This window comes from Pedococcus soli (assembly GCF_054782575.1).
In genome coordinates this window covers 553,094-575,174 of the sequence record NZ_BAAGSF010000004.1, presented here as the reverse complement: position 1 = coordinate 575,174, position 22,081 = coordinate 553,094, and the positions used below count along the sequence as shown (strand labels likewise).

Annotated in this window: 17 protein-coding genes and 1 tRNA gene; 11 read left to right on the top strand and 7 right to left on the bottom strand. The window is 71.6% G+C overall.

The window, feature by feature from the left end; all coding sequences use genetic code 11:
• The first annotated feature begins 8 nt into the window (after positions 1-8).
• From ACYVKF_RS08750 to ACYVKF_RS08730, 5 genes are all read left to right on the top strand, one after another.
• Positions 9-656, top strand: a complete 648-nt coding sequence (locus ACYVKF_RS08750; protein ID WP_460966157.1) for an ABC transporter permease — start codon at positions 9-11, stop codon at positions 654-656.
• Positions 653-1,444 carry an ABC transporter permease gene (locus ACYVKF_RS08745; RefSeq protein WP_056915931.1) on the top strand — a complete coding sequence of 264 codons (792 nt, stop codon included), beginning with the start codon at positions 653-655 and terminating at the stop codon, positions 1,442-1,444. The genes ACYVKF_RS08750 and ACYVKF_RS08745 overlap by 4 nt, the downstream gene beginning before the upstream one ends.
• A 49-nt stretch (positions 1,445-1,493) precedes the next feature.
• Positions 1,494-2,423 carry an ABC transporter substrate-binding protein gene (locus ACYVKF_RS08740; protein WP_460966156.1) on the top strand — a complete coding sequence of 310 codons (930 nt, stop codon included), beginning with the start codon at positions 1,494-1,496 and terminating at the stop codon, positions 2,421-2,423.
• Positions 2,424-2,793: 370 nt separating this feature from the next.
• Positions 2,794-5,151 (top strand): LuxR C-terminal-related transcriptional regulator, encoded by a 2,358-nt coding sequence (locus tag ACYVKF_RS08735; RefSeq protein WP_460966155.1) that lies wholly within the window; start codon positions 2,794-2,796, stop codon positions 5,149-5,151.
• Positions 5,152-5,190: 39 nt separating this feature from the next.
• Positions 5,191-5,958, top strand: a complete 768-nt coding sequence (locus tag ACYVKF_RS08730) for a lysophospholipid acyltransferase family protein (RefSeq protein ID WP_460966154.1) — start codon at positions 5,191-5,193, stop codon at positions 5,956-5,958.
• A 92-nt stretch (positions 5,959-6,050) separates the two neighbouring features.
• Here the strand turns inward: ACYVKF_RS08730 and ACYVKF_RS08725 are convergent, their stop codons facing one another.
• A complete protein-coding gene (locus ACYVKF_RS08725) occupies positions 6,051-8,348 on the bottom strand; it encodes a (Fe-S)-binding protein (protein ID WP_460966153.1) in 2,298 nt (765 codons plus the stop codon).
• Between the two features lie 251 nt (positions 8,349-8,599).
• Here ACYVKF_RS08725 and cysK point away from each other — a divergent pair, with 251 nt between their 5' ends.
• Together cysK and cysE are read left to right on the top strand one after the other, a co-directional pair.
• On the top strand, positions 8,600-9,526 hold the full coding sequence (cysK, locus tag ACYVKF_RS08720) for a cysteine synthase A (RefSeq protein WP_056915928.1): 927 nt from the start codon (positions 8,600-8,602) through the stop codon (positions 9,524-9,526).
• A 17-nt stretch (positions 9,527-9,543) separates the two neighbouring features.
• Positions 9,544-10,143, top strand: a complete 600-nt coding sequence (cysE, locus tag ACYVKF_RS08715; RefSeq protein WP_460966152.1) for a serine O-acetyltransferase — start codon at positions 9,544-9,546, stop codon at positions 10,141-10,143.
• A gap of 52 nt (positions 10,144-10,195) precedes the next feature.
• Here cysE and ACYVKF_RS08710 read toward each other — a convergent pair whose 3' ends face one another.
• The 4 genes from ACYVKF_RS08710 to ACYVKF_RS08695 form a co-directional block, all read right to left on the bottom strand.
• Positions 10,196-12,634, bottom strand: a complete 2,439-nt coding sequence (locus tag ACYVKF_RS08710) for a CHAT domain-containing protein (protein ID WP_460966151.1) — start codon at positions 12,632-12,634, stop codon at positions 10,196-10,198.
• Between the two features lie 146 nt (positions 12,635-12,780).
• On the bottom strand, positions 12,781-13,335 hold the full coding sequence (locus ACYVKF_RS08705; protein ID WP_056915925.1) for a hypothetical protein: 555 nt from the start codon (positions 13,333-13,335) through the stop codon (positions 12,781-12,783).
• The gene (locus ACYVKF_RS08700; RefSeq protein ID WP_056920427.1) at positions 13,332-13,928 is read right to left on the bottom strand and encodes an RNA polymerase sigma factor; all 597 of its coding nucleotides are present in this window, start codon (positions 13,926-13,928) and stop codon (positions 13,332-13,334) included. Before ACYVKF_RS08700 ends, ACYVKF_RS08705 begins: the two co-directional genes overlap by 4 nt.
• Positions 13,928-15,541: a S8/S53 family peptidase gene (locus tag ACYVKF_RS08695; protein ID WP_460966150.1), complete on the bottom strand. Its 1,614-nt coding sequence runs from the start codon at positions 15,539-15,541 to the stop codon at positions 13,928-13,930. The genes ACYVKF_RS08700 and ACYVKF_RS08695 overlap by 1 nt, the downstream gene beginning before the upstream one ends.
• 645 nt (positions 15,542-16,186) lie before the next feature.
• On the opposite strand from ACYVKF_RS08695, the gene ACYVKF_RS08690 reads away from it, so the two are divergent.
• Positions 16,187-16,333, top strand: coding sequence for a hypothetical protein (locus tag ACYVKF_RS08690; protein WP_460966149.1), 147 nt, complete (start codon positions 16,187-16,189; stop codon positions 16,331-16,333).
• A 188-nt stretch (positions 16,334-16,521) separates the two neighbouring features.
• On the opposite strand, the gene ACYVKF_RS08685 is transcribed toward ACYVKF_RS08690, so the two are convergent.
• A complete protein-coding gene (locus ACYVKF_RS08685) occupies positions 16,522-17,007 on the bottom strand; it encodes a DUF6328 family protein (protein ID WP_460966148.1) in 486 nt (161 codons plus the stop codon).
• A gap of 51 nt (positions 17,008-17,058) precedes the next feature.
• Here ACYVKF_RS08685 and ACYVKF_RS08680 point away from each other — a divergent pair.
• Both ACYVKF_RS08680 and ACYVKF_RS08675 read left to right on the top strand, forming a co-directional pair.
• A tRNA-Ser gene (locus tag ACYVKF_RS08680) sits at positions 17,059-17,145 on the top strand.
• Positions 17,146-17,398: 253 nt separating this feature from the next.
• Positions 17,399-18,835, top strand: coding sequence for a M12 family metallo-peptidase (locus ACYVKF_RS08675; RefSeq protein WP_460966147.1), 1,437 nt, complete (start codon positions 17,399-17,401; stop codon positions 18,833-18,835).
• A gap of 320 nt (positions 18,836-19,155) precedes the next feature.
• On the opposite strand, the gene ACYVKF_RS08670 is transcribed toward ACYVKF_RS08675, so the two are convergent.
• On the bottom strand, positions 19,156-20,517 hold the full coding sequence (locus ACYVKF_RS08670; RefSeq protein WP_460966146.1) for an aminotransferase-like domain-containing protein: 1,362 nt from the start codon (positions 20,515-20,517) through the stop codon (positions 19,156-19,158).
• A gap of 59 nt (positions 20,518-20,576) precedes the next feature.
• Here ACYVKF_RS08670 and ACYVKF_RS08665 point away from each other — a divergent pair, with 59 nt between their 5' ends.
• Positions 20,577-22,067, top strand: a complete 1,491-nt coding sequence (locus ACYVKF_RS08665; RefSeq protein WP_056915921.1) for a CoA-acylating methylmalonate-semialdehyde dehydrogenase — start codon at positions 20,577-20,579, stop codon at positions 22,065-22,067.
• The last annotated feature ends 14 nt before the right edge of the window (positions 22,068-22,081 follow it).

Here is a 22,081-nt window from a genome sequence, read left to right as displayed (position 1 = left end):
GCGTTGCCATGACCTGGTTCATCGACCACCTCGACCTGGTGTGGACACGCACCCTCCAGCACGCCTACCTCGCCGGCCTGCCGCTGGTGATCGGCCTCCTGCTCGCGCTCCCGCTCGGGTGGCTGGCGCGTCGTTACCGCCCGCTCTTCGTGCCACTCATCGCGGGGTTCGGGCTCCTCTACACGATCCCCAGCCTCGCGCTCTTCGTGCTCATGCCGGCCATCATCGGCACCCAGATCATCTCCCCGACGAACGTCGTCGTCGGCCTGACGCTCTATACCCTGGCCCTGCTCGTGCGCACCGTCGCCGACGGCCTGGGCGCGGTGCCGGAGTCGGTCAAGCAGTCGGCCACGGCGATGGGCTACACGCCGGTCAAGCGGTTCTTCGCGGTCGACCTGCCGCTGGCCGTCCCCGTGATCTCAGCCGGGCTGCGGGTCGCTGCGGTCAGCAACGTGAGCATCGCCAGCGTCGCGACCATCATCGGCATCCCCCAGCTCGGGTTGTTCTTCTCCGACGGTTTCAGCCGTGACTTCTACGACCCGCTCATCGTCGGCATCGTCGGCTGCGTGGTGCTCGCCCTCGTCTTCGACGGCGTGATCCTCCTTCTCACCCGGGCCTTCACGCCCTGGGTCCGGGCGACGGGGAGCCGCGCATGATCCCCAACATCCTCGGCTGGCTGTTCGACCCGGCCCACTGGTCGGGCTCGGACGGCATCGCGTCGCGCATCGTCGAGCACCTCTGGTACTCCGCCCTGGCGATGGTGCTCGCCTGCCTCATCGCCATCCCGGCGGGCCTGGCCATCGGGCACACCGGCCGCGGCCGGTTCCTGGCCGTGAACCTCGCGGGTGCGGCCCGCGCCATACCCAGCCTCGGCCTGCTCTACCTCATGGTGCTCTGGCTGTTCCCGAAGCTCGCGGGGGACTCCGCGTTCCTCGTGCCGGCGATCATCGTGCTCGTGGTGCTCGCGATCCCACCGATCATGGCCGGCGCCTACTCCGGGGTGGAGGGGGTCGACCCGGGAGCCCGCGACGCGGCCAAGGGCATGGGGATGACGGGGATGCAGGTGCTTCGGCAGGTGGAGGTGCCCTGCGCCCTGCCCCTGATCTTCTCCGGGGTCCGCTCCGCCATCCTCCAGGTCATCGCGACCGCGACCCTGGCGGCCGTCGCCGGCACCGGGGGGCTCGGCCGGTTCATCATCGACGGCCAGAAGGTCCACGAGTTCGCGCAGATGGCCTCCGGCGCGATCCTCGTCGCCGTGCTGGCCCTGGTCATCGACCTGCTCATGTCCCTGGTGCAGCGATCGGTCGTCTCACCCGGCCTCGGCGCCGGCCCGGCCACCTCCGGGAGGGCGGGGCGCCGATCGCGGACAGCCCCTTCCGGGAATACCCCTGTCGATGTAGAGATTGACTCCTCCGGGCGTACCGTTGACGCTCCGGCCCGTTGACCACCGAGTTCATCGATTCGTCGAAGTCACCACACTGAGGAGCAGGACCGTGAAGCTGAGTCGCATCACCCTGACCATCGCCACCGCTGCGGCCCTGATGGCCACCGCGGCGTGCGGCAACTCCGGGGGCGACCCGCTCGCCTCCACGAGCAGCTCGTCGTCGGGCAGCGCGGCAGCCGGGGGCATCACCGTCGGCTCGGCCGACTTCCCCGAGAGCGCCCTGCTGGCCGAGATCTATGCCGGAGCCCTCGAGGCCAAGGGCGTCAAGGTCACCAAGAAGCTCAACATCGGTGCCCGTGAGGCCTACATCCCGGCGCTCCAGGACGGGTCGATCGACCTGATCCCGGAGTACACCGGCGTGCTCCGTGACTACTTCAAGAAGGGCCAGACCGGCACCGACGCCGACGCGGTCTACACCGAGCTCAAGTCCTCGGTACCGGCTGCCCTCACCGTCCTGGACAAGTCGGCAGCCGAGGACAAGGACGCGCTGGTGATGAAGAAGTCCCGCGCGGACGAGCTCGGCGTGAAGTCGATCGCGGACCTCAAGGGCAAGAGCCAGGACCTCACCGTCGGTGGTCCCCCGGAGTGGAAGACCCGCGACACGGGCATCCCCGGGTTCAAGAAGATCTACGGCCTGGAGTTCAAGCAGTTCCGTCCGCTCGACGCCGGCGGCCCGCTGACCCTTCAGGCGCTCAAGAACGGCCAGATCGACGCCGGTGACCTGTTCACCACCGACCCGAGCATCGCCGAGAACGACCTCGTGGCGCTCGAGGACCCCAAGAACATGTATGCCGCGCAGAACGTCGTGCCGCTCATCACCAAGAGCAAGAGCGACCCCACCGTCGAGGGTGCGCTCAACGCGGTGTCCGCCAAGCTCGACACCACGACCCTGGCGGCCCTCCTCAAGGAGGTCGTGAGCGACAAGAAGGACCCCGACGCGGTGGCCAAGGAGTTCCTCTCCAAGAACGGCCTCGGCTGACCGCCCCGTCCATCGGCGTCCGCCTGACGGCGCCGGACGCGCGCGGACGGACGCCTGACCGCGTCTGACGGGCCCGGACGTGACAACGGCCGAGAGAGGATCCCCCCGGAACCTCACTCGGCCGTTGTCATCGGGTCCCCCGACCCACATGAGCCGGGTCCGTGGCCGCCGGACACGCCCCTCCACGTCTCCCGTGGCCACAGGTCCTGCTCGTGTCGGGTCCAGCCTGTCGGCGGCCGCCCGGGAGGGCATCGGTAAAACCACCGATATTGGCCGGGTGTCTGGGTAGCCTGATTGGGTGCTGACACCGTGCGTGGGGCGCGATGACGTTCTCGATCGCCTCCGCCTACTCCTCGGGAGCCACCGGTGGGTGACCCTGACCGGCGCCCCGGGCTGCGGCAAGACCCTGGTCGCCCGGCACGTGGCGGCATCGGCCGCGGCCAGCGCCTGGGTGAGTGGGCACACGAACCCCACCGCCGACACCCTCGTCACCGCCTGCCTGGACGCGCTCGGCGCGGAGGTCGCCCCCGGGGACTCGGCGGCGATGGCCCTCAAACGAGCCCTCGACGGGCGCGACCTCCTGCTCGTGCTCGACGGGGTCGACTCGATCGACGGGCTGGGCGAGATCGTCAACGACCTCGTCGAGGACGCTGCGGCGTTCCGCCTCCTGTGCACGGCGACGACGGTGGCCGGACGCACCCACGAGAACGTCCTGCGGATCCAGCCCCTGCCGGTCCCCACCGCGTCGCAGCCCCTCGAGGGAGCCGCGGTCGAGCTCCTCCTCGCCCGCGTCGCCGCAGCAGGCGGGCACACGGTGGACGTCGTCCAGCACGACCGCACCCTGCGTCGGCTGCTGCGGGCCAGTGGTGGCCTGCCGTCCCTGATCGAACAGCTCGCGGTGCAGATCGCCCTGATCGGCGTGAGCGACGTGGCCCCCGTCGGGACGATGGGTGAGGCCGTCCGCGGTTCCTACGACCTCCTCGACGAGGACCAACGCAGGTGCTTCCGTCGCCTCGCGGTCGTCGGTCGACCGGTCGGCCTCGATGCGCTGGCCGACCTGTGCGAGGTGTCCCGGCCCGCGGCGGTCCAGCTCGCCTCGGCCCTGGCCCGCCGCAGCCTCGTGGAGGTGCAGTCCGACGGACGGTTCGACATGCTCCCGCCGCTGCGCGAGGTGGGACGGGAGCTCGCTCGGGCGACCGCGGACGAGCAGGAGGCGATGGACGGCCTCCTGCGCTGGGCCGACCGGGCCATCCCGGAGGGCTACAACACCGGGGCCGCTGATGCGCCGTGGCTCGCCGAGGTGCCGCTGGTCGCCGCCGCCGTCCGGCATGCCGCGGCCGACGACGCTCGACGCCCGGAGGCGTACGACCTCGCCAACCGTGCCTTCTCCTCGCTCTACACCGCGATGCGTGCCCGCGACGCGGTGGACCTGCTCGAGTCGGTCCTCGACAGCGGTGACGGCCCGGCGACCATCGGCTCGCAGCTCGCCCGGCGGGCCGGGATCTGTGCCTCCGAGGTTCGCGGCACGTACGAGGGCCTGCGCCTGCTCGACCGGGCGGAGCAGCACGCCTCGGGTCTCGAGGACGGCGCGCGCAGCCTGGAGTTCGCCCGCAACGCCGCGATCCGCGCCGAGATGCACCTCGACGCCGGCAACCTCGCGCAGGCACGCGCCGACGCCGAGCGGACCCTCCTGCTCGGCCAGCACGACCCGTACGTCGTCCGCCAGGTGCGTCGGACCCTCATGGACGTGTGTGTCGCCAGCGGTGACCTGGCGGAGGCCGAGCGGCTCGGTGCCCTGATCGTCGACGCCCCACCTGCCGACGAGCGGTGGATCGCCCTGTCGGCGCGCACCCTGCAGGCCAAGGTCGCCTGGGAGCAGGGTCGACTCGTCGAGGCGGAGTCGTTGGCGCTGTACGCCCTCGCCCAGGCCCAGGAGCTCCACGAGGACCGCATCGCCCTGCTCGCCGACACCGTCGTGCGGCTGGTGACCGGCCGGCCGGGTGCCGAGCTCGACGTCGACATCGAGAACCTCCCGTGGGCCGTGCGCGTCGTCGTCCAGCTCCAGGACGCCCGCGACCTGCTCGCCGCCGGTGACCTCGGCCGCGCCGCCGGCCGGGCGGCGGACACGGTGGTCCTCGCGGACAGCAGCCGGCTCGGCCGCGACGGCGTGGAGGGCCGGCTGCTCGTCGCCGACGCCCTCATGGCCACCGGCGACCCCACCCAGGCCCGCCCGTCCTACCTGTCCGCCCTGCGTCGGGCCACTGACATCCCCATGCCCCTGCGCGCGGCCGATGCGCTCGATGGCCTCGCCGCGGCCGCGGAGCCGGGCACGGCGGCATACCGGCAGCTGGCGGGAGCCGCGGCAGCGCTGCGGGCGCCGCGCGGGGCGGTCGGCCGCACCCGCCCCGGTGTCCCGTATGCCGCGGGCTCACCGCGCGACTGCCCGTCGAGCTGGGTGTCCGGTGGTCACCTCACCCCCGCCGGGCTGGCGGCCGTGACCGACCTCGCGACCGGCGACGAGCCCGAGGTCGTCTCGGCGCTGGGGGTGCTGACCCGGGCGGAGCGGGCGGTGGCCGAGCTCGTGGCCGAGGGGCTGACCAGCCGGCAGATCGGCGAGCAGCTGTTCGTGTCGCCACGCACCGTGGACGCGCACCTGTCGCACATCTTCCGCAAGCTCGAGATCAGCACCAGGGCCAAGCTGGCCGCGCTGATGGCCGAGGTGGCGTGAGGGTCCAACCGTGAGCGGCGTCGGCTCCGAATGACCGGCGTGCCCGACCTGACCTACCGACTCGTGATCCGCGCCTGCCACGTCCTGTTCCGGGCGCTGGGGCTGCGGATCGACGTCCGGGGTGCGTACCGCCTGCCGCAGACCGGACCGGTCATCGTCGCGGCCAACCACAGCAGCTTCATCGACTTCATGTTCGTCGGGCTGGTGGCGACGGCCAGGGGGCGGCTGGTGCGGTTCATGGCCAAGAAGTCGGTGTTCGACGCACCGGTCTCCGGCCAGCTGCTGCGCGGCATGCACCACATCCCGGTCGACCGCGCCCACGGCGAGACGGCGGCCCGTTCGGCGTACCGCGCCCTGCTCGCCGGCGAGGTCGTCGGCATCTACCCGGAGGCGACGATCGGTCGGGCGTTCGTCGTCAAGGACCGGGTGGACGTCAAGCGCGGCGCCGCCTACCTGGCCCTGCGGACCGGGGCGCCGATCGTGCCGGTCGCGCACTGGGGGGTGCACCGCATCTTCACCGTCGGGGGACGCTGGAGCCTGCGCCGGGGCACCGCCGTCCAGGTACTCGTCGGCGACCCGATCACGCCGATGCCGGGCGAGGACGCCGAGGCGCTGACGACGCGGGTGCACGACGTGCTCGTGGGGATGGTCGAGCGGCTCGTGGACGCCTACCCCCAGAAGCCGGCGCAGCCGCATACCGCGTGGTGGTGGCCGGCCTCGCGCGGTGGCGCGGCCCCCGCAGCAGACGAGGCGCGCCTCCTCGACGAGGAAGCGCGCCTCAAGGCCGACGCCGGCCGCCGCGGCTGACGGGTCCGGACGACCCCGACCCTCGCTTTGGGTGCCCAAGTGGTCGGAAATCCGACCGTCTGGACACCCAAAGCCGGGGTGGGGGCGAGGGGTCAGACGGGGGCGGGCTCGCTGGTCTCGGCCTCGGTGGGGACGTCGTCGCCGGGGCGCTTCACCGCGGCGAGCAGCATCTGCGCGACGTCGACGACCTCGACCTCCTCGGCCTTGCCCTCGGACTGGGCCGCGGTGAGGCCGTCGGACAGCATCACCCGGCAGAACGGGCAGCCGATGGCGATCCGCTCCGCCCCGGTGGCGATCGCCTCCTCGGTGCGGTTGGTGTTGATCCGCGTGCCGAGCTTCTCCTCCATCCACATGCGGGCGCCGCCGGCGCCGCAGCAGAACGACTTCTCCTTCGTGCGCTCCATCTCCTTGAGCTCGACACCCGGCAGGGCGCCGATGAGCTCGCGGGGCGGGGCGTAGACGCCGTTGTGGCGACCGAGGTAGCAGGGGTCGTGGTAGGTCACGGTCTCCGCGGTCGAGGCCACGTTCTTCAGGGTCGACTTGCCGGGGGCGTCAGCAGGCCGGGCCACCGGGACGAGCTTCTTCTCGCGCACGAGGCGGTTGAGCAGCTGGGTGTGGTGGACGACCTCGTACTTGCCGCCGAGCTGCGGGTACTCGTTCTTGATCGTGTTGAAGCAGTGCGCGCAGGTGACGACGATCTTGGTCGCTCCCACCTCGTTGAGCGTCTCGACGTTCTGCTGGGCGAGCATCTGGAAGAGGAACTCGTTGCCGGCGCGGCGTGCGGAGTCACCGGTGCACGACTCGCCGTCACCGAGGATCGCGAACGAGACGCCGGCCTGGTCGAGCAGCTCCGCCACGGCGCGGGTCGTCTTCTTGGCGCGGTCCTCGTAGGCGCCGGCGCAGCCGACCCAGAACAGGTAGTCCACGTCGTCGGCGGAGTCCACGTCCTGGCCGAGGATCTTCACCGGGAAGGGCAGGTCCTTGGCCCAGTCGAGGCGGGCGCGGGCGGCCATGCCCCACGGGTTGCCCTTGTTCTCGAGGTTCTTGAACAGGCCTCCGAGCTCGTTGGGGAACGCGCTCTCGATGAGGTTCTGGTACCGCCGCATGTCGACGATCGCGTCCACGTGCTCGATGTCGACGGGGCACTGCTCGACGCAGGCACCGCAGGTGGTGCACGACCACAGGACGTCCTGGTCGATGACGGCGTCGGGGCCGTGCGGGTTGTAGGCCGCGAGCGGGTCGGTGATCGAGTAGCCGGTGTCGCCGATGAGCGGCACCTCGGCGAGGGCGGCCGCGCCCTCACCCAGACCCTCGCGCTCCGACTCCGACGCCAGCAGCCACGGCGCCTTGGCGTTGGCGTGGTCGCGCAACGTCATGATGAGCATCTTGGGGGACAGCGGCTTCTCGGTGTTCCACGCCGGGCACTGCGACTGGCAGCGGCCGCACTCGGTGCAGGTGGAGAAGTCGAGCAGGCCCTTCCAGGTGAAGTCCTCGACCTTGCCGACGCCGAGCGCCGCGTCCTCGTCGAGCTCCTCGATGTTCTCGAAGTCGACCGGCGCCCCGCCGACCATGAGCGGCTGGAGCTCGCCCAGCGACGTGCGTCCGTCGGCGTGACGCTTGAAGAAGATGTTGAAGAACGCGAGGAACCGGTGCCACGCGACCCCCATGGTCGGCGTGAGCGAGATGGTGATCATCCACGCGAACGAGATGAGGATCTTCACCGCGGCGACCACGACGACCACGGTCTCGAGCGTCGACGCCGACCCGCCGAACCCGGCACCCAGCCAGGCGGTCAGCGGGTAGTGCAGGGCCGTCGCGTGCTCGTCGCCGGTGGCCTGGCCCAGGGCGTACTCCAGGGCCCGCAGGCTGATGATGCAGATCGTGACGCCGAGGATGGTGAGCTCGACGTAGTAGGCCTGCCAGAAGTTCGAGCCGAAGAACCGCGAGCGCCGCCCGCCCTCGCCGGCGGCGCTGCGCGGGTGGTTCTTCTGACGGATCGCCATGAGGGTGAGGATGCCGACCAGGCCGGTCCACGCGAAGAACTCGGTGACCCACTCGTAAGGGAAGAAGTGCCCGATGAGGGGGAGCGCGAAGTCCGGCTTGGCGAGCTGCCCGAAGGCGTTCACCAGCGTCAGGAACAGCACGCCGAAGCTGATCATCGTGAACCAGTGCGCCACCGCGACGACCGGGAGCCGCGACATGCGCGTGTGCCCGAGGAACTCGCGCAGCAGCGTCACGGTGCGCGTGCCCTTGTCCCCGGTGCGGGTCGCGTCCGGCGAGCCGAGGCGGAACACGGACAGGAAGTGGCGGATCACGCGGGCGAAGAGGGCGATGGCCACGAGCGTGACCACGCCGCAGACGACGAGCGCGACGATCTGGAGGGCAGACATGGCGGTCATGCTACCCGCGGGTAAGCGTCCGCTTACCGGTTTGTGACCCGGCTCAACCGCGTGGCGTCGGACCGGTCCCCGTGCCGCTACCCGGACCCGTACCCGGCCGGGGCGCGGACGGCCGTTGCACCCGTCATAACGATCTGTTGGAATATCCATAACGCGTTCTTCGCTCGCCTGAGAGAAGGACACGACAGCCTGCCCAACGCCGCGCTCGAGGTGAGCCCGCGGCATACCGAAAGTAGAGGCGCATGCCGATCCACGACGACGTGACCCAGCTCATCGGCAACACCCCGCTGGTGCGCATCAACCGCCTCATCGACAGCGACGCGACCGTCGCCGCGAAGCTGGAGTTCTACAACCCGGCCTCATCGGTCAAGGACCGCATCGGCGTCTCGATCATCAACGCCGCCGAGGCGTCCGGCCAGCTCGAGCCCGGTGGCACGATCGTCGAGGCGACGTCCGGCAACACCGGCATCGCGCTCGCGATGGTGGGCGCCGCGCGCGGGTACAAGGTCGTGCTGACCATGCCCGAGACGATGTCCAAGGAGCGCCGGGCCCTGCTGCGCGCCTACGGTGCCGAGCTCGTCCTCACCGAGGGAGCCCTCGGTATGAAGGGTGCGGTCACGAAGTCCGAGGAGATCGCCGCCGAGCGTGGCGGCGTCCTCGCGCGCCAGTTCGCCAACGAGGCCAACCCGGAGATCCACCGCAAGACCACGGCGGAGGAGATCTGGAAGGACACCGACGGCGAGGTCGACATCGTCGTGGCCGGCATCGGCACCGGTGGCACGATCACCGGCATCGGCCAGGTGCTCAAGCCCCGCAAGCCCGGTCTGCAGATGATCGCCGTGGAGCCGGAGGAGTCGCCGATCCTCAACGGCGGCCAGCCCGGCCCGCACAAGATCCAGGGAATCGGCGCCAACTTCGTGCCCGAGATCCTCGACCGCGACATCTACGACGAGGTCATCGACATCAACGCCGAGACCTCCGTCGAGTGGGCTCGGCGAGCCGCTCGCGAGGAGGGCCTGCTCGTCGGACTGTCCTCCGGTGCGGCGCTCGCTGCCGCCGACCAGGTCGCCCGTCGCCCCGAGAACGCCGGGAAGACGATCGTCGTGATCATCCCGTCGTTCGGCGAGCGCTACCTGTCGACCATCCTCTTCTCCGACCTCCTCGACTGACCGGCGGCGCACCCCTCGTGACCCTTGCCCTGCACGCGCGGCGCGCGCGGAGCCGCATCGTCGACGACCTCGACGCGGCCATCGCGCGCGACCCCGCGGCGGCCTCCCGGCTCGACCTGGCGCTCAACTCCCCGGGGTTGCACGCGATCTGGGCGTACCGCGCGGCGCACCGGCTGTGGTTGCGCGGGGGTGCGGCCAAGCCGTTCGCCCGGCTGCTGTCGACGGTGGTGCGGTCACTGACCGGCGTGGAGATCCACCCCGGTGCCACCATCGGCCGTCGCTTCTTCATCGACCACGGCATGGGGGTCGTCATCGGCGAGACCGCAGAGGTCGGCGACGACGTCATGCTCTACCACGGGGTCACGCTCGGCGGCCGGTCGATGCAGAAGGTCAAGCGCCACCCGACCGTCGGCAACCGTGTCACCATCGGCGCCGGTGCCCGCGTCCTGGGCCCGGTCGACATCGGTGACGACGTCCAGATCGGCGCCAACTCGGTCGTCGTCAAGGACGTCCCCACCGGCGCGATCGCGACGGGGATCCCTGCCGTGATCCGCTTCCCGGAGGGTCGCGAGGACCCCTACGAGCTGATGTTCAAGGACCCGGCCATCTGGATCTGACGCCCTTCCGTGGCCTGGGGCAGGGACAGCTCTCCTTGTGCCAGAACGGGATTCAGGCCGGCGTATGCGGTGTGGCCCAGTCCGCGCCGTACAGGCAGAACGCGCGGGCTCCCGGGTGCTCGGCCACCGTGACCGCGAGGGCCCGGGCGGCGGGGACCCCGCTGCTGAGCCGGCGGTGATAGTCGACCATCGCGACCGCGGCCACCTCGTCACCCACCGGTGCCACCGCCGCCACGACGGAGCGCGCACCGAGCGAGAGCAGCGCTGCGGTGAGGCCGAACGGTTCGTCGCCGGGGCGCAGGTCCGACTGCCCGACGTCGCACGCCGACAGAACGACGTGCCGTGACCGCAACGGCCTGGGCAGCTCGTGCGCGAAGACCGGGCCGTCGGCGAGGTGCAGCGAGGAGAAGAACGGGTTCTGGCGCTCGTGCGCCCCGTGCGCGGCCACGTGCACCACGGTGTCGGTGGCCAGGGCGGCGACGAGTCGCTTGCTGTCCTGGGTGCCGCCGTGGTCGGCGCCGCTGCGCGAACCCCAGACCGCGGCCACGTCTGCTGCCTCGGCGACCGCCCTGCGCAGGCTCGGGCCGGCGAGCGAGGTCACGGTGGTCGGGCCGTCGGCCGGGGGTTCGGGGGTGGCCCAGCGGGTCAGCGACGCGGCCACGGTGACGGGGCGGCCCGCGGCACCGGGCAGGGCGGTCCACGGCACGCTGGCCAGGGCGCGGCTCGGTGCCACGACCACCCCGCACCCGTCGGGGAGCCGGAGGTCGCCGAACACGACCCGGTCGAGCTCGGCGAGCGAGGCGTCGACGGCCCGTCCGACCGCTGCGGCCAGCGCGGGGTTCGTCGCGGCGAACGCCTGTGCGCGCAGGTCGCGGACCAGCCGGTCGGCCAGGGTGGTCACCGTGGCGACCGTCCCGAGGTGGCGCACCCGGCTCCGACGGTGCGCCCCGACCTCGAGGACGTACTGCTGACCCGCGTGTGCGAACAGCACGAGGGCGACCTCGTCACGCTCGCCGAGGGCGGCCCGCGTGCCGGTGAACCCCGCCGCCTCACCCGGGGTCCGTCCTGACGCGGTGCCCGCCACCGGCGCCGGCTCGTCCTGGGGTGCGTTCAGCTCGCTACGACCGGACGTCGACCAGTCGCGCTCGGCGATGCGCCCCTCCAACGAGGCCACTTGCGAGCGCAGGGAGGCCTCTTCCTCGCCCGGCGCGGTGCTCCCGAGGCGCAGCCTGGCCTGCCGCAGGTGCGCCATGAGCTCGGCCGTCTCCGCGTCGGGCGGGGCGGACACCGGCGGCAGCCGGTGGGACACGGCACGCCACCGCTCGACGCTGTCGAAGATGCGGCGGGCGGACCCGCTGGAGAGGGCGTCACCGAGGTCGAACTCGCTGAGCCGCCTACCGTGAAGGGCTAGGGCGGCTCGCACCTCCAGGCTCTGGGTGGGCGCCGCCCGCCGTCCGAGCCGACGTGCGGAGGCGTGCACCTCGCGTCGAGCGCTGCGCGAGTCGCCCTGTGCCGCAGCAACCTTGGCGAACAGCAACCGGTCGTGCATGTCCCCGGCGAGGCCCTGGTGGGCCGCGCCACGGAGCCGCTGGGCGGCATCTGCGGCTCCGTCGACGTCGCCGCGCAGCAGCAGGGTCTCGACGTGGACGCGGGCCGCGAGCCGCTCCTCGGCGGTGACGGGGCGACGGGTCTGCAACCACGGCACGAGGAGGTCGTCGACGCCGCGCGGCACCCGGCCGCTGCCGAGGTCGACGGCCGCCCGGAGCAGCAGGGTGCTGCGTTGGCGACCCTCGGCTCCCCGAGCGCGGTAGATGCGGATCGCAGCCCCCAGCTCGTTGCGGGCGCTCGTGGCGTCGCCCTCGACGAGCGCGCAGGCGGCCAGGTCGAGCCGGATGTCGGCCTCCTCGAGGGCGAGGTGCTCGGTGCGGGCCTCCGCGAGGGCGCCGTGGAGCGTGTCGCGGGCCTGGGTGAGCAGCCCGGACTCGAGCAGCACCTGGGCCAGGTCCTGCTTGGCCCGGGCCCGGGCGACCGGTACCTCGACGTCGTCCGCGGCCCGCATGAGGGAGATCGCCTCGGGGAGGTTGCCGGCGTAGAACTCCAGGCACCCGAGGTTGTGGCGGGCCTTGAACTCCTGCTCGACCACCCCGCCCTCGACCGCGAGGGCGAGCGCCTCGTGCAGCTCGGCCCGGGCCTCGCCGAGCTCGAGCAGCGAGAGGTGGGACAGGCCGCCGTTGAGGAGCGCCGAGGTGCGTTCGCGTGGGGCGAGCAGCTGCATCGAGGGGTCGTCGACGTGCGCCAGGGCCGCGAGCGCGGACCGCCAGTCGGCCAGGGACACGTGGACCACGGCCTCCTGCACCCAGGTCAGCGCGTGCAGCCGGGGCGAGTCGGTGAGCGCGCGCACCTCCTCGAGCAGGGCCAGCGCCTCGTCCCGGCCGTGCAGCGCCACCGTGGTCCACGCCAACGTGATGAGGATGCGCGACCGAGCGGTCACGGACCCACGCGTGGGCGACGAGGCGTCGAGGCGCAGTGCCCTGTGCAGCGCCGCCTCCGCCTCCCGGAAGCGCCCGATCCCGTTGAGGTGGCGTGCCCGGGTGAACAGCTCCTCGACCGCCGGGTCGACGACCTCGATGGCGTCCCCTAGATCTCGATGGCCGGGGTGATGACCGGCCTGCTGTCGGGCAGGTCCAGTCGTCGCAGGAGCAGGTGCACGAGCCCACGCTCGACCTTCGCGAAGCTGAACCGTCCCTCGGCGTCGGTCTCGGTGCTCTGGGTGCGCGAGCGTTCGCGCAGCTCGACGGCCGTGGGCCCGTTGCTCACCCAGCCGCTGAGCCGGGCGTGGACCCCGTCGATGGACTCGATGGTGATCATCGCGCTCAGGGTGTCGGTCGAGAACGTCACCGTGGCCGCCCGGTCGTAGACCTTGGCCCGGACCCCCACCGCCTCGGCGCTGGTCTGCATGATCTGCGCGACCTCGGCCTCGAGCGCCGCCACGGTCATCGCGAACTTGGCCCGCTCGGCCAGCCCCGGCGGCACGGGGTCGCTCGCGGCGAAGATGCTGCGGACGGTGGCCAGCGCCCGGAGGTCCTGCGCGTCCAGGGGTTCGGCCGCAAGACGGTCGAGCTCCCGATCGAGCTCACGATCGCGCTCCTGGTCAAGCTCCCGGTCGTGGCTGCGGTCGGCGGATCCGGTCATGACGCCACCTCCCAGGCGGGGTCGTTGGTGAGTCCTGCCCGCAGCTTGGCGAGGCAGCGGCCGCGGGTGGGGCCGATGCTGCCGACGGGCATGCCGAGGGCCTCGGCGACGTGCTGGTAGTCGGGTCGCTCCGCGAGCGCCACCACCCGCAGCAGCTGCTGGCAGCGTTCGGAGAGGGTGGCGAAGTGCCGCCACAGCACCACCTGGTCCTGTCCACGGACCACGACCTGCTCGGGTCCGTCGAGCGGGGCGGGCGTGCCGTCGAGCAGGTCGCCGATCTCTTCGCGCGAGTCCTCGCGACGGGAGCGGCGCGACACGGCCCAGGCCTCGCGGCGGGCGGTGGTGGTGAGCCACTTGAGGACGGCGAGCGGGTCCTGGATGGAGTCCTGGTGCTTGACCAGGGACAGCCAGGTCGTCTGGACGACGTCCTCGGCGGCCGCGCTGCCCAGGCCCTGGGCGCGGGCGGTGTGCCACAGCAGGGCCGTGGTCGCGTCGACCAGGTCGGACATCGCCTCCGGGTCACCACCGCGGTATGCGGCGAACGCCAGCGCTGCGCGCTCGGCCAGACCTCCCGTGGTCCCGTCGGTCTGCATCACGAACCCCCCAGCGTCGTGGCGACCGCGCCGGCCGCTGCCTTGACGCGGGCCGCACGGTCCGGGCGGTCGAGCCCCTCGTCCGCCCCCTGGCAGCCGACGAGCTGGGCGGCCACGTCACCGGCGAGCGCGGGAGCGGCGAACGACGTCCCGCTCCACTGCCCGAACCCGCCCGAGTAGTCGTCGAGGTCGATCGAGCCGCGGGCCGGGTTCGTCGAACCGGGGAGGTTGAGCACGCTGCGGATGCTGCCGTCGAACGTCGTCGGCATGGTGCTGACCACGGCGGTGCCGCAGCGGTAGGCGGTGACCCACGAGCCGGTGTTCGAGTAGACCGAGACGGTCGGTCCGGTGGGGTTGAGCCCACCCGGGTTGTGCGCGCCGACGCTGACGAGGGGCACGTCGAACCCCGAACCCGTCGCGAACGCGGCCGGGAAGAACTCGACGTCGCTCGACCCGTTGCCGGCGGCTGCCACGACCACGACACCGGTCGAGCTGAGGCCACGCAACGCGGTCACCAGCGCGCCCTCGTCCTCGAAGGTGCCCGGGGTCTCGTGGTAGTAGCCCAGTGACATCGACAGCACGTCCACGGCGGGGCCGTGACGGTCGGGGTCTCGCAGGGCGAGGAGCTGTCGGGCGTAGAGCAGCTGAAGCGCGTCGATGACGTCGGCCTCGTCCGCGACCCCGTCGCCGTACATGATCGGGATGGCCATGATGGTGGCCTCGGGGCAGTGCTGCCTGACCACCCCGGCGATGAACGTCCCGTGGCCGGCCAGCCGGTCCAGCACACCGTTGACACGGTCGACGGTGACACCGGTGTTCTCCGGGTCGTCGGCCGGGGTGAAGACCAGCCCGACGGGGACGCCCTCGACCTCGACGTCCTTGATGACGCCTCGCTCGAACCAGGGGTGGGCACCGATGCCGGTGTCGAGCAGGGCCACGATCGGGCCGTCGGGCAGCTCGGCCGGGCACGGGTCCGGTGCGGCCCAGGTGACCGGGGACCGTCCGGACGGACCGCCACCGGGCAGGCCGGCCAGCCCCACGCCGTCGCCGTACCCGACGCCGTCCCCGTAGCCCACGCCGTCGCCGTACCCGACGCCGTCCCCGTAACCCACACCGTCGCCGTACCCGACGCCGTCGCCGTAGCCACTGCCCACCATGACGTGACACAGCTCGACCGCCGACGCGAAGCGCGGGTGCTCGGCACGGAAGTCCTGCAGGATCTTCCAGGCGTCGGGGGGTTCGACCGACTCACCAGGCAATGGCGCAATGAGGACGCTGGTCGAGCCGACCCGGTCGAGCTCGTCGGACAGCTCGAGGCGCCGGAACAGGTCACCGAGCCCGGTCTCGCGACGTTCCTCGACGGTGTAGCGACCCTCGAGCTGCTTGCGCAGGGCGCTGAGCGGGCCCTCCGCGCGGCCCTCGAGCTGCCCCCTGACGAGCAGGGTGTCACCGACGTACACCGTGGGGCTGGGCACCGGCTGGTCGCCCAGTCGCTTGCAGGTGGCCGGGTCCAGCGCGCGGGCCCCGAGGCGGCGGACCGCGCTGCCGGGCACCGAGAGGTGCGGGATGCGGCGGCCGGGTCCCCTGCTGGGCGTGGGGGTCACGTGTGCCATGAGCTCTCCTGAGGGCGGTGCCGACCCTGGGGGGCGCGGGTGCGTCCACGGTCAGCGTAGTGAGGCGGGTGCGTCACAGACAGGAGTTCGGACGGTTCTTCCTGATACCTCCCGAGCGGGGCGAGTTCGGCGAAGCCGGTCAAGAGTCGCCCAAGAACGGGGCAAGGACTGGTCACGAAAGTTTCGCGCCGGATGTATCAGCGCGGCGGTCCCGCGCTCTTCTCCGGTGTCGGGCCCGATTCGGGGGAACGAGCCCGGCGGCAAGGAAAGGAAGACCTCATGTCATGCCGGAAAGACGCACGCCGACGGCGCCGTTCTGGTGTGGCTGGGGCGCTGGCTCGGGGGTGCCAGCGTGGAAGCCGGTGGTGCGGGGGGTCGCGCTGCGGGTTTGCCCTCAGGGGCACGTCACCGGGTCGGCCGGGTCAGAGCAGGTGCTGGTCAGGGGTTTCCGGCACTCGTTCGACCAGGGCCACCCGGTGGCGTCCCTGAAGGTCTTGGCTGAGCCGCACGGGGGTGCGCGAAAGCCCGCGACGCGGCATACCGATCAGGTATGCCGCGTCGCGGGCCTCATCGTGTCCGTCGCCCGGCGAGGCGGTCGGCTCAGGGGAGCTTGTCGCCGCCCGGCCCGAAGCCCGAGGTGTCGGCGTGGAGCCGACCGTCGGTGCCGCGGTGGAGGGTCTCCGGCAGGTCCTCGCCGGTGAGGCGCTCCTTGGCGCTCGCCCCGGCCGTCTTGGCGGCCTCGCCGAGCTTGGCGCCGAGGACGGGCGCCTGTTCCTTGACGGCTTCCTTTGACGGTCTCGACCCGGTGCTGGACCGGATCGCTGGACCAGACCTGGCTGGCGCGGCCGCGGATCTGCTCGTAGCGCTTCTGGCCCGCCTTCGCGCCGAGGACGTAGCCGGCGGCGACGCCGGCGATGAAGGACAGCTTGCCCATGGTGGATCCTTTGGTCGGTGTCCTCCGACAGTAACAAAAGCCCTGCTCAGGGGCCTTTCGGGCGGGTGAGGCGGTGCCGCAGCCCGAGCGGGAAGACCACCCAGGCAGCGACGAACAGCACCGCGCCGACGAGGGCCGCGACCACCCCGGCCCGCTGGCCGAGGACCAGGGCGAAGGTGAGCGCCATGACGCTGACGACGGCAGCCGCCAGGGTCGCCAGCCCGATGACGGAGACGTGGTGGGCGATGCTGACCAGGGTCTCCTTGCGCTGCTGCCGGAACAGCCAGCGGTGCATCGCCACCGGCGTGATGAGCAGACAGGTGGCGAGGATGCTCGCGCTGATCGCCACGACGTACGCCGAACGCTCGAAGTGGGTGATGTCGCGGAACGCAGGCTGGATCGGCAGGGTGAGCAGGAAGCCGGTGAGGATCTGGACGCCGGTCTGTGTGACGCGGAGCTCCTGCAACAGCTCGTCCCAGTTGCGGTCGAGCCGTTGGGCCTTGGTTTCGCCCTCGCGTTGGTAGCCGTCCACGACGTGACGATACCGTTGGCCCCGGTCCGGCGGTCGTGTGTCGCAAGGCCTGGAGGGCTCGCATAGTGGCCTAGTGCGGCGGTCTTGAAAACCGCTATGGCGGCAACGTCATCGTGGGTTCGAATCCCACGCCCTCCGCCGACAGGGTCCTGACCCCACGAGGTGCGAGTGCTCGTTTCCGCACGTGAAGCACGCGGGAGCCGGAGCGGGCGGCGGGGTCCCACCCTCTGCGTGGGCGGTGCGAGCTGCGACGTCTCCCACGCCCTCGCCTGCAACGTCGGCGGGACGACAGAGGCTGCGTCGTGGCACCGACAGACCGGACGACCCTGCCGGAACGAGGCTGAGGCACACACCACCCGGCGACCAGCCGTCCTCACTCAAGGAGCCTCAGATGAGTACCGCCCACCTCCTGCGACGCACCGGCGTTGCGACTCTTGTCCTCCTGTCGGGGATCGGACTGGCGCACGCGCCCGCAGCCGACGCGTCCCCCGGGGTCAGGACGACCAAGGGCTCGATCCCCTCGAGCGCGTCGGTCCGTGATCCCGGCCCGCAGCACCGCTTCGCCCCGCGCCACACCATCGGTCGCCAGGCCGTGCAGGCGTTGGGCAAGGACCGACTGTCCGCGCTCGCCCGCAAGGGGCACCTCACCGCGGACCAGCTCGAGCGCACGATCCTGCGCGACCCCACGATCCAGGTCGGCGATCACGACAACCTGATGGTCGGTGACGCGCTCGGCGGCGCCGGAGCGACGGTCACCACCGGTGCGCCCGACACCCTGCTCTGGTCGGTCAGCCAGACGCTCTACCTGCACTCGCGGCCGTCGTCCCCGCTGAAGATCTACCTGGACTTCACCGGCCACACGACGAGTGGCACGGTGTGGAACCACGGCGCCACCTTCACCACCCCGGTGTGGGGTCGCGACGGGGACTCCTCGACGTTCAACCAGAACGAGGCAGCGGTCATCCAGGACGCCTATGCCAGCGTCGCCGAGGACTTCGCCGCGTGGAACGTCGACGTCACGACCCAGGACCCGGGGCTCGAGGGACTGCGCAAGACCTCCTCGACCGACACCGCCTACGGCATCCGCGTCGTGGTGGGTCCCAACACCTGGCTCAACGTGACCAACTCCGGGTACGCGCAGATCGGGTCCTTCGACTGGAACAGCGACACCCCGGCGTACTGCTTCGCCGACGCCCGCACGCCGACCAAGCAGATCGCTGAGTGCATCAGCCACGAGACCGGTCACACGGTCGGCCTGCAGCACGACGGTCAGAACACGACCGGCGGAACCGTGACGTACTACGCGGGCCACGCCAACTGGGCGCCGATCATGGGCAACCCGTACTCGCGGCCGATGACCCAGTGGAGCAAGGGTCAGTACGCCGGCGCGAACCAGACCCAGGACGACATCTACGTGATCGGGAGCTACCTCGGCTGGGTGGCGGATGACTACGTGGGCACCACCGCCACCACGGCGACACTGCCGGCAGGCACCGTCAGGACGGGACGTGTCTCGTGGGGCTCAGGGGAGTACGACGCCTTCAAGTTCTCGTTGACGGCCCAGCGCAAGGTGAACATCCAGTCGTGGGAATGGATCCAGCAGGTCGACACCAACCTCAACGGCCGGCTCCAGCTCACCAACAGCGCCGGCACCGTGATCGCGACGAGCTCGCCGACGGGGACGACGCGCACCACCCTCACCATGACCCTCAACCCCGGCACCTACTACGTGTTCCTCGACGGCGTCGGTGAGGGGTCGAGCGCCAGCACCGGCTACACCAACTACGCGTCGATGGGCTACTACAACCTGCTGTTGCAGCTGCTGTAGGCCAGAGACGGAAGATCCCGGCGGAGCACCTCCGCCGGGATCCTCCGGCGTCCTGGCTTCTGTGAGGTCGCCCCGCTGTCGTCGCGAGTGTCGTGGATGAGGTGGTTTGCCCACGCCAGCGCAGGAAACCATGTACAGCAGTACGCGAATTGCACGATCCTGTCCCTGACCGCCCACGCCTAGCGTGGGGTCAGAACCTGTCACAGGGGATTGGACGTCCGCTTTCGGGCGGCGGGCCGGAGGCCGGGCAACCCTGCAGCCCGGCCTTCGTGCCGCCCGGATCAGGTGGCGGCAAGCCGGTCAGCGGGCAGCAGGCTGGGTCAGCGGGCGCGGCCGTTCCATCCGCCGGTGTTCGCGGCGTCGGCGAGCGCGTCGGCCAGCGAGTCCAGGGCCGCCTCGTCGCGGACGAGCCCGACCGTGGCGCGCACGTGGCCGCCGGGTCCGCTCGGCCCGATCCGGAACGGCGTCCCCGGCGCGACGCCGATTCCCTGGCTGGCCAGCCGGACGACCGCGGCCGTCTCGTCCTGGACGGGCACCCAGATGTTGATGCCCTCGGTCCCGCCCACCTCGACCCCGCGCTCGCGGAGCCGGTCGACGACGCGGGCTCGCCGCGCGGCATACGTCTGCGCGGCGGTCTGGACCTGCGCGGTGGCGACGTCGTCGGTGAGCAGTCCGAGCAGCACCTGCTGGAGCAGCCTGCTCGACCAGCCCTGTCCGAGCTGGCGACGACCGTTGAGGTCGTTCAGGATCCGCGCCGGTGCGCTGAGGGCGGCGAGGCGCAGGTCGGGTCCGTGCGACTTCGAGAACGAGCGGATGTGCACGGTCTGCTCGGGGCGCCACTGCCCGAGGCTGACGAGCGGTGAGGGGGACAGCCCGGCGGCGGAGTCGTCCTCGACGACCACGGTCGGCGAACCCGACAGCAGGGCGGCGATGCGCTCAGCACGGCGGGACGTCATCGTCACTCCCGTGGGGTTCTGCGCCCGCGGTTGCAGGACGACCGCCGCCACCGGTTCGCGCAGGGTGGCCTCCAGGGCTTCGAGGTCCAGGCCCTCCTCGTCGACGGCGACGCCGACGAGCTGCACGCCGACGGACTCGAGCAGGTCGACCAACGGCGGGAACCCCGGGTCCTCCACGACCACCCGGTCCCCGAACCGCAGCTGGGTCCGCACGAACAGGTCCATCGCATCCATCGCCCCGTCGACGACGGAGACCTCCTCCACGGCGAACGGCCAGTCCGCCACGAGGACCTCCGCGAGCGCCGGAAGCACCGGGTCGTCGAGGTAGCTGCCCGTCGTCGGAGCGGTGCGAAGGCCGGCGAGGGCCTGCCCCAGGTCGGGGAGCAGCTCAGGGTCCGGGACGCCCGTGGACAGGTCGTGGGCGAAGGTCGAGGGCCGTTCGAGGGCGGCGCGGTAGCGGACGGTGCCGCCGGACCGCTGGTCCAGGACGGTGGTGCCGCGGCGACCGTCGGTGGCCACGGTGCCCGACCGGGCGAGCAGCGCCCAGGCGGCACTCACCGTGGTCGGCGACAGGGCCAGCTCGGCCGCCACGGTCCGGATCGGGGGCAGGCGGTCGCCGGCGACGACGAGCCCGTCGCGGATCGTCGCGGACACGGCATGCGCCAGTCCCTTCGCGGAGGGGGTGTCGAGGCGGGCCTCGAGGGCCGTGAGGGTGGCGTGCGGCATCTTTGCACCATAGCAATACTTCTATTGTGTTACCAGTGGATGGATCGTAGGGTGTGAGCATGACGACGCGCATCTCCCACTGGATCGACGGCCGGCCCACCGAGGGCACCTCCGGACGCACCTCACCGGTCTACAACCCGGCGACGGGTGCGGTCACCGGCGAGGTCGACCTCGCCTCGGTCGAGGAGCTCGACGCGGCGGTCGCCAGTGCCGCCGCAGCGGCCAAGGAGTGGCGCCACGCCTCCTTGTCACACCGCAGCGCCGTCCTGTTCGCGTTCCGCGAGCTGCTGCACGCGCGCACCCCGGAGCTCGCCGCGATCATCACCTCGGAGCACGGCAAGGTGCTGTCCGACGCTGCCGGCGAGATCGCCCGAGGGCTGGAGAACGTCGAGTTCGCCACCGGTGTCCCGAACCTGCTCAAGGGTGGCTTCACCGAGCAGGCCGCCACCGGGGTCGACGTCTACAACATCCGCCAGCCGCTCGGTGTCGTCGCCGGCGTCACGCCGTTCAACTTCCCCGCGATGGTGCCGCTGTGGATGTGCGCCAACGCGATCGCCTGCGGCAACGCGTTCATCCTCAAGCCCTCCGAGAAGGACCCGTCGGCCGCGCTCTTCCTCGCCCAGCTGTGGAAGGAGGCCGGCCTGCCCGACGGCCTCTTCACGGTCCTGCACGGTGACAAGGTCGCCGTCGACGCGATCCTCGACCACCCGGGCATCGCGGCGGTGAGCTTCGTGGGCTCGACGCCGATCGCCAGGTACATCTACGAGCGCGGCACGGCCAACGGCAAGCGCGTCCAGGCCCTCGGCGGCGCCAAGAACCACGCCCTCGTCCTGCCCGACGCGGACGTCGACATGGCCGCTGACTCGGTGGTGTCCGCGGCCTACGGCTCCGCGGGCGAGCGCTGCATGGCGCTCTCCGTCGCCGTCGCGGTCGGCGACGTGGCCCAGCCGCTCGTGGATGCGATCGCGGCCCGCCTGCCCAAGCTCACCGTCGGCAACGGCACCGACCCCGACACCGACATGGGTCCGCTCATCACCGCCGAGCACCGCGACAAGGTCTCCGGGTACGTCGGGGCCGGCCAGGAGGCCGGGGCCACGGTCGTCGTCGACGGCCGCGAGGGCGACCTGCCGACCGACGGGTTCTTCCTCGGCACCACGCTGCTCGACCACGTCACCCCGGAGATGACCGTCTACACCGACGAGATCTTCGGACCGGTGCTGTCGGTCGTCCGCGTGGACACCTACGAGGAGGGCCTGGAGCTCATCAACTCCAACCAGTACGCCAACGGCACCGCGATCTTCACGCGGGACGGTGGCGCGGCCCGCCGGTTCCAGTTCGACGTCGAGGTCGGCATGGTCGGGATCAACGTCCCGATCCCTGTCCCGGTCGCCTACTACTCCTTCGGCGGTTGGAAGGACTCCCTCTTCGGCGACACCCACATGTACGGTCCCGAGGGCATCAACTTCTACACCCGCGGCAAGGTCGTGACGCAGCGCTGGCCCGACCCGGCCACGTCGAGCGTCGACCTCGGCTTCCCGCGCACCCGCTGATCTCCCGAGCCTGC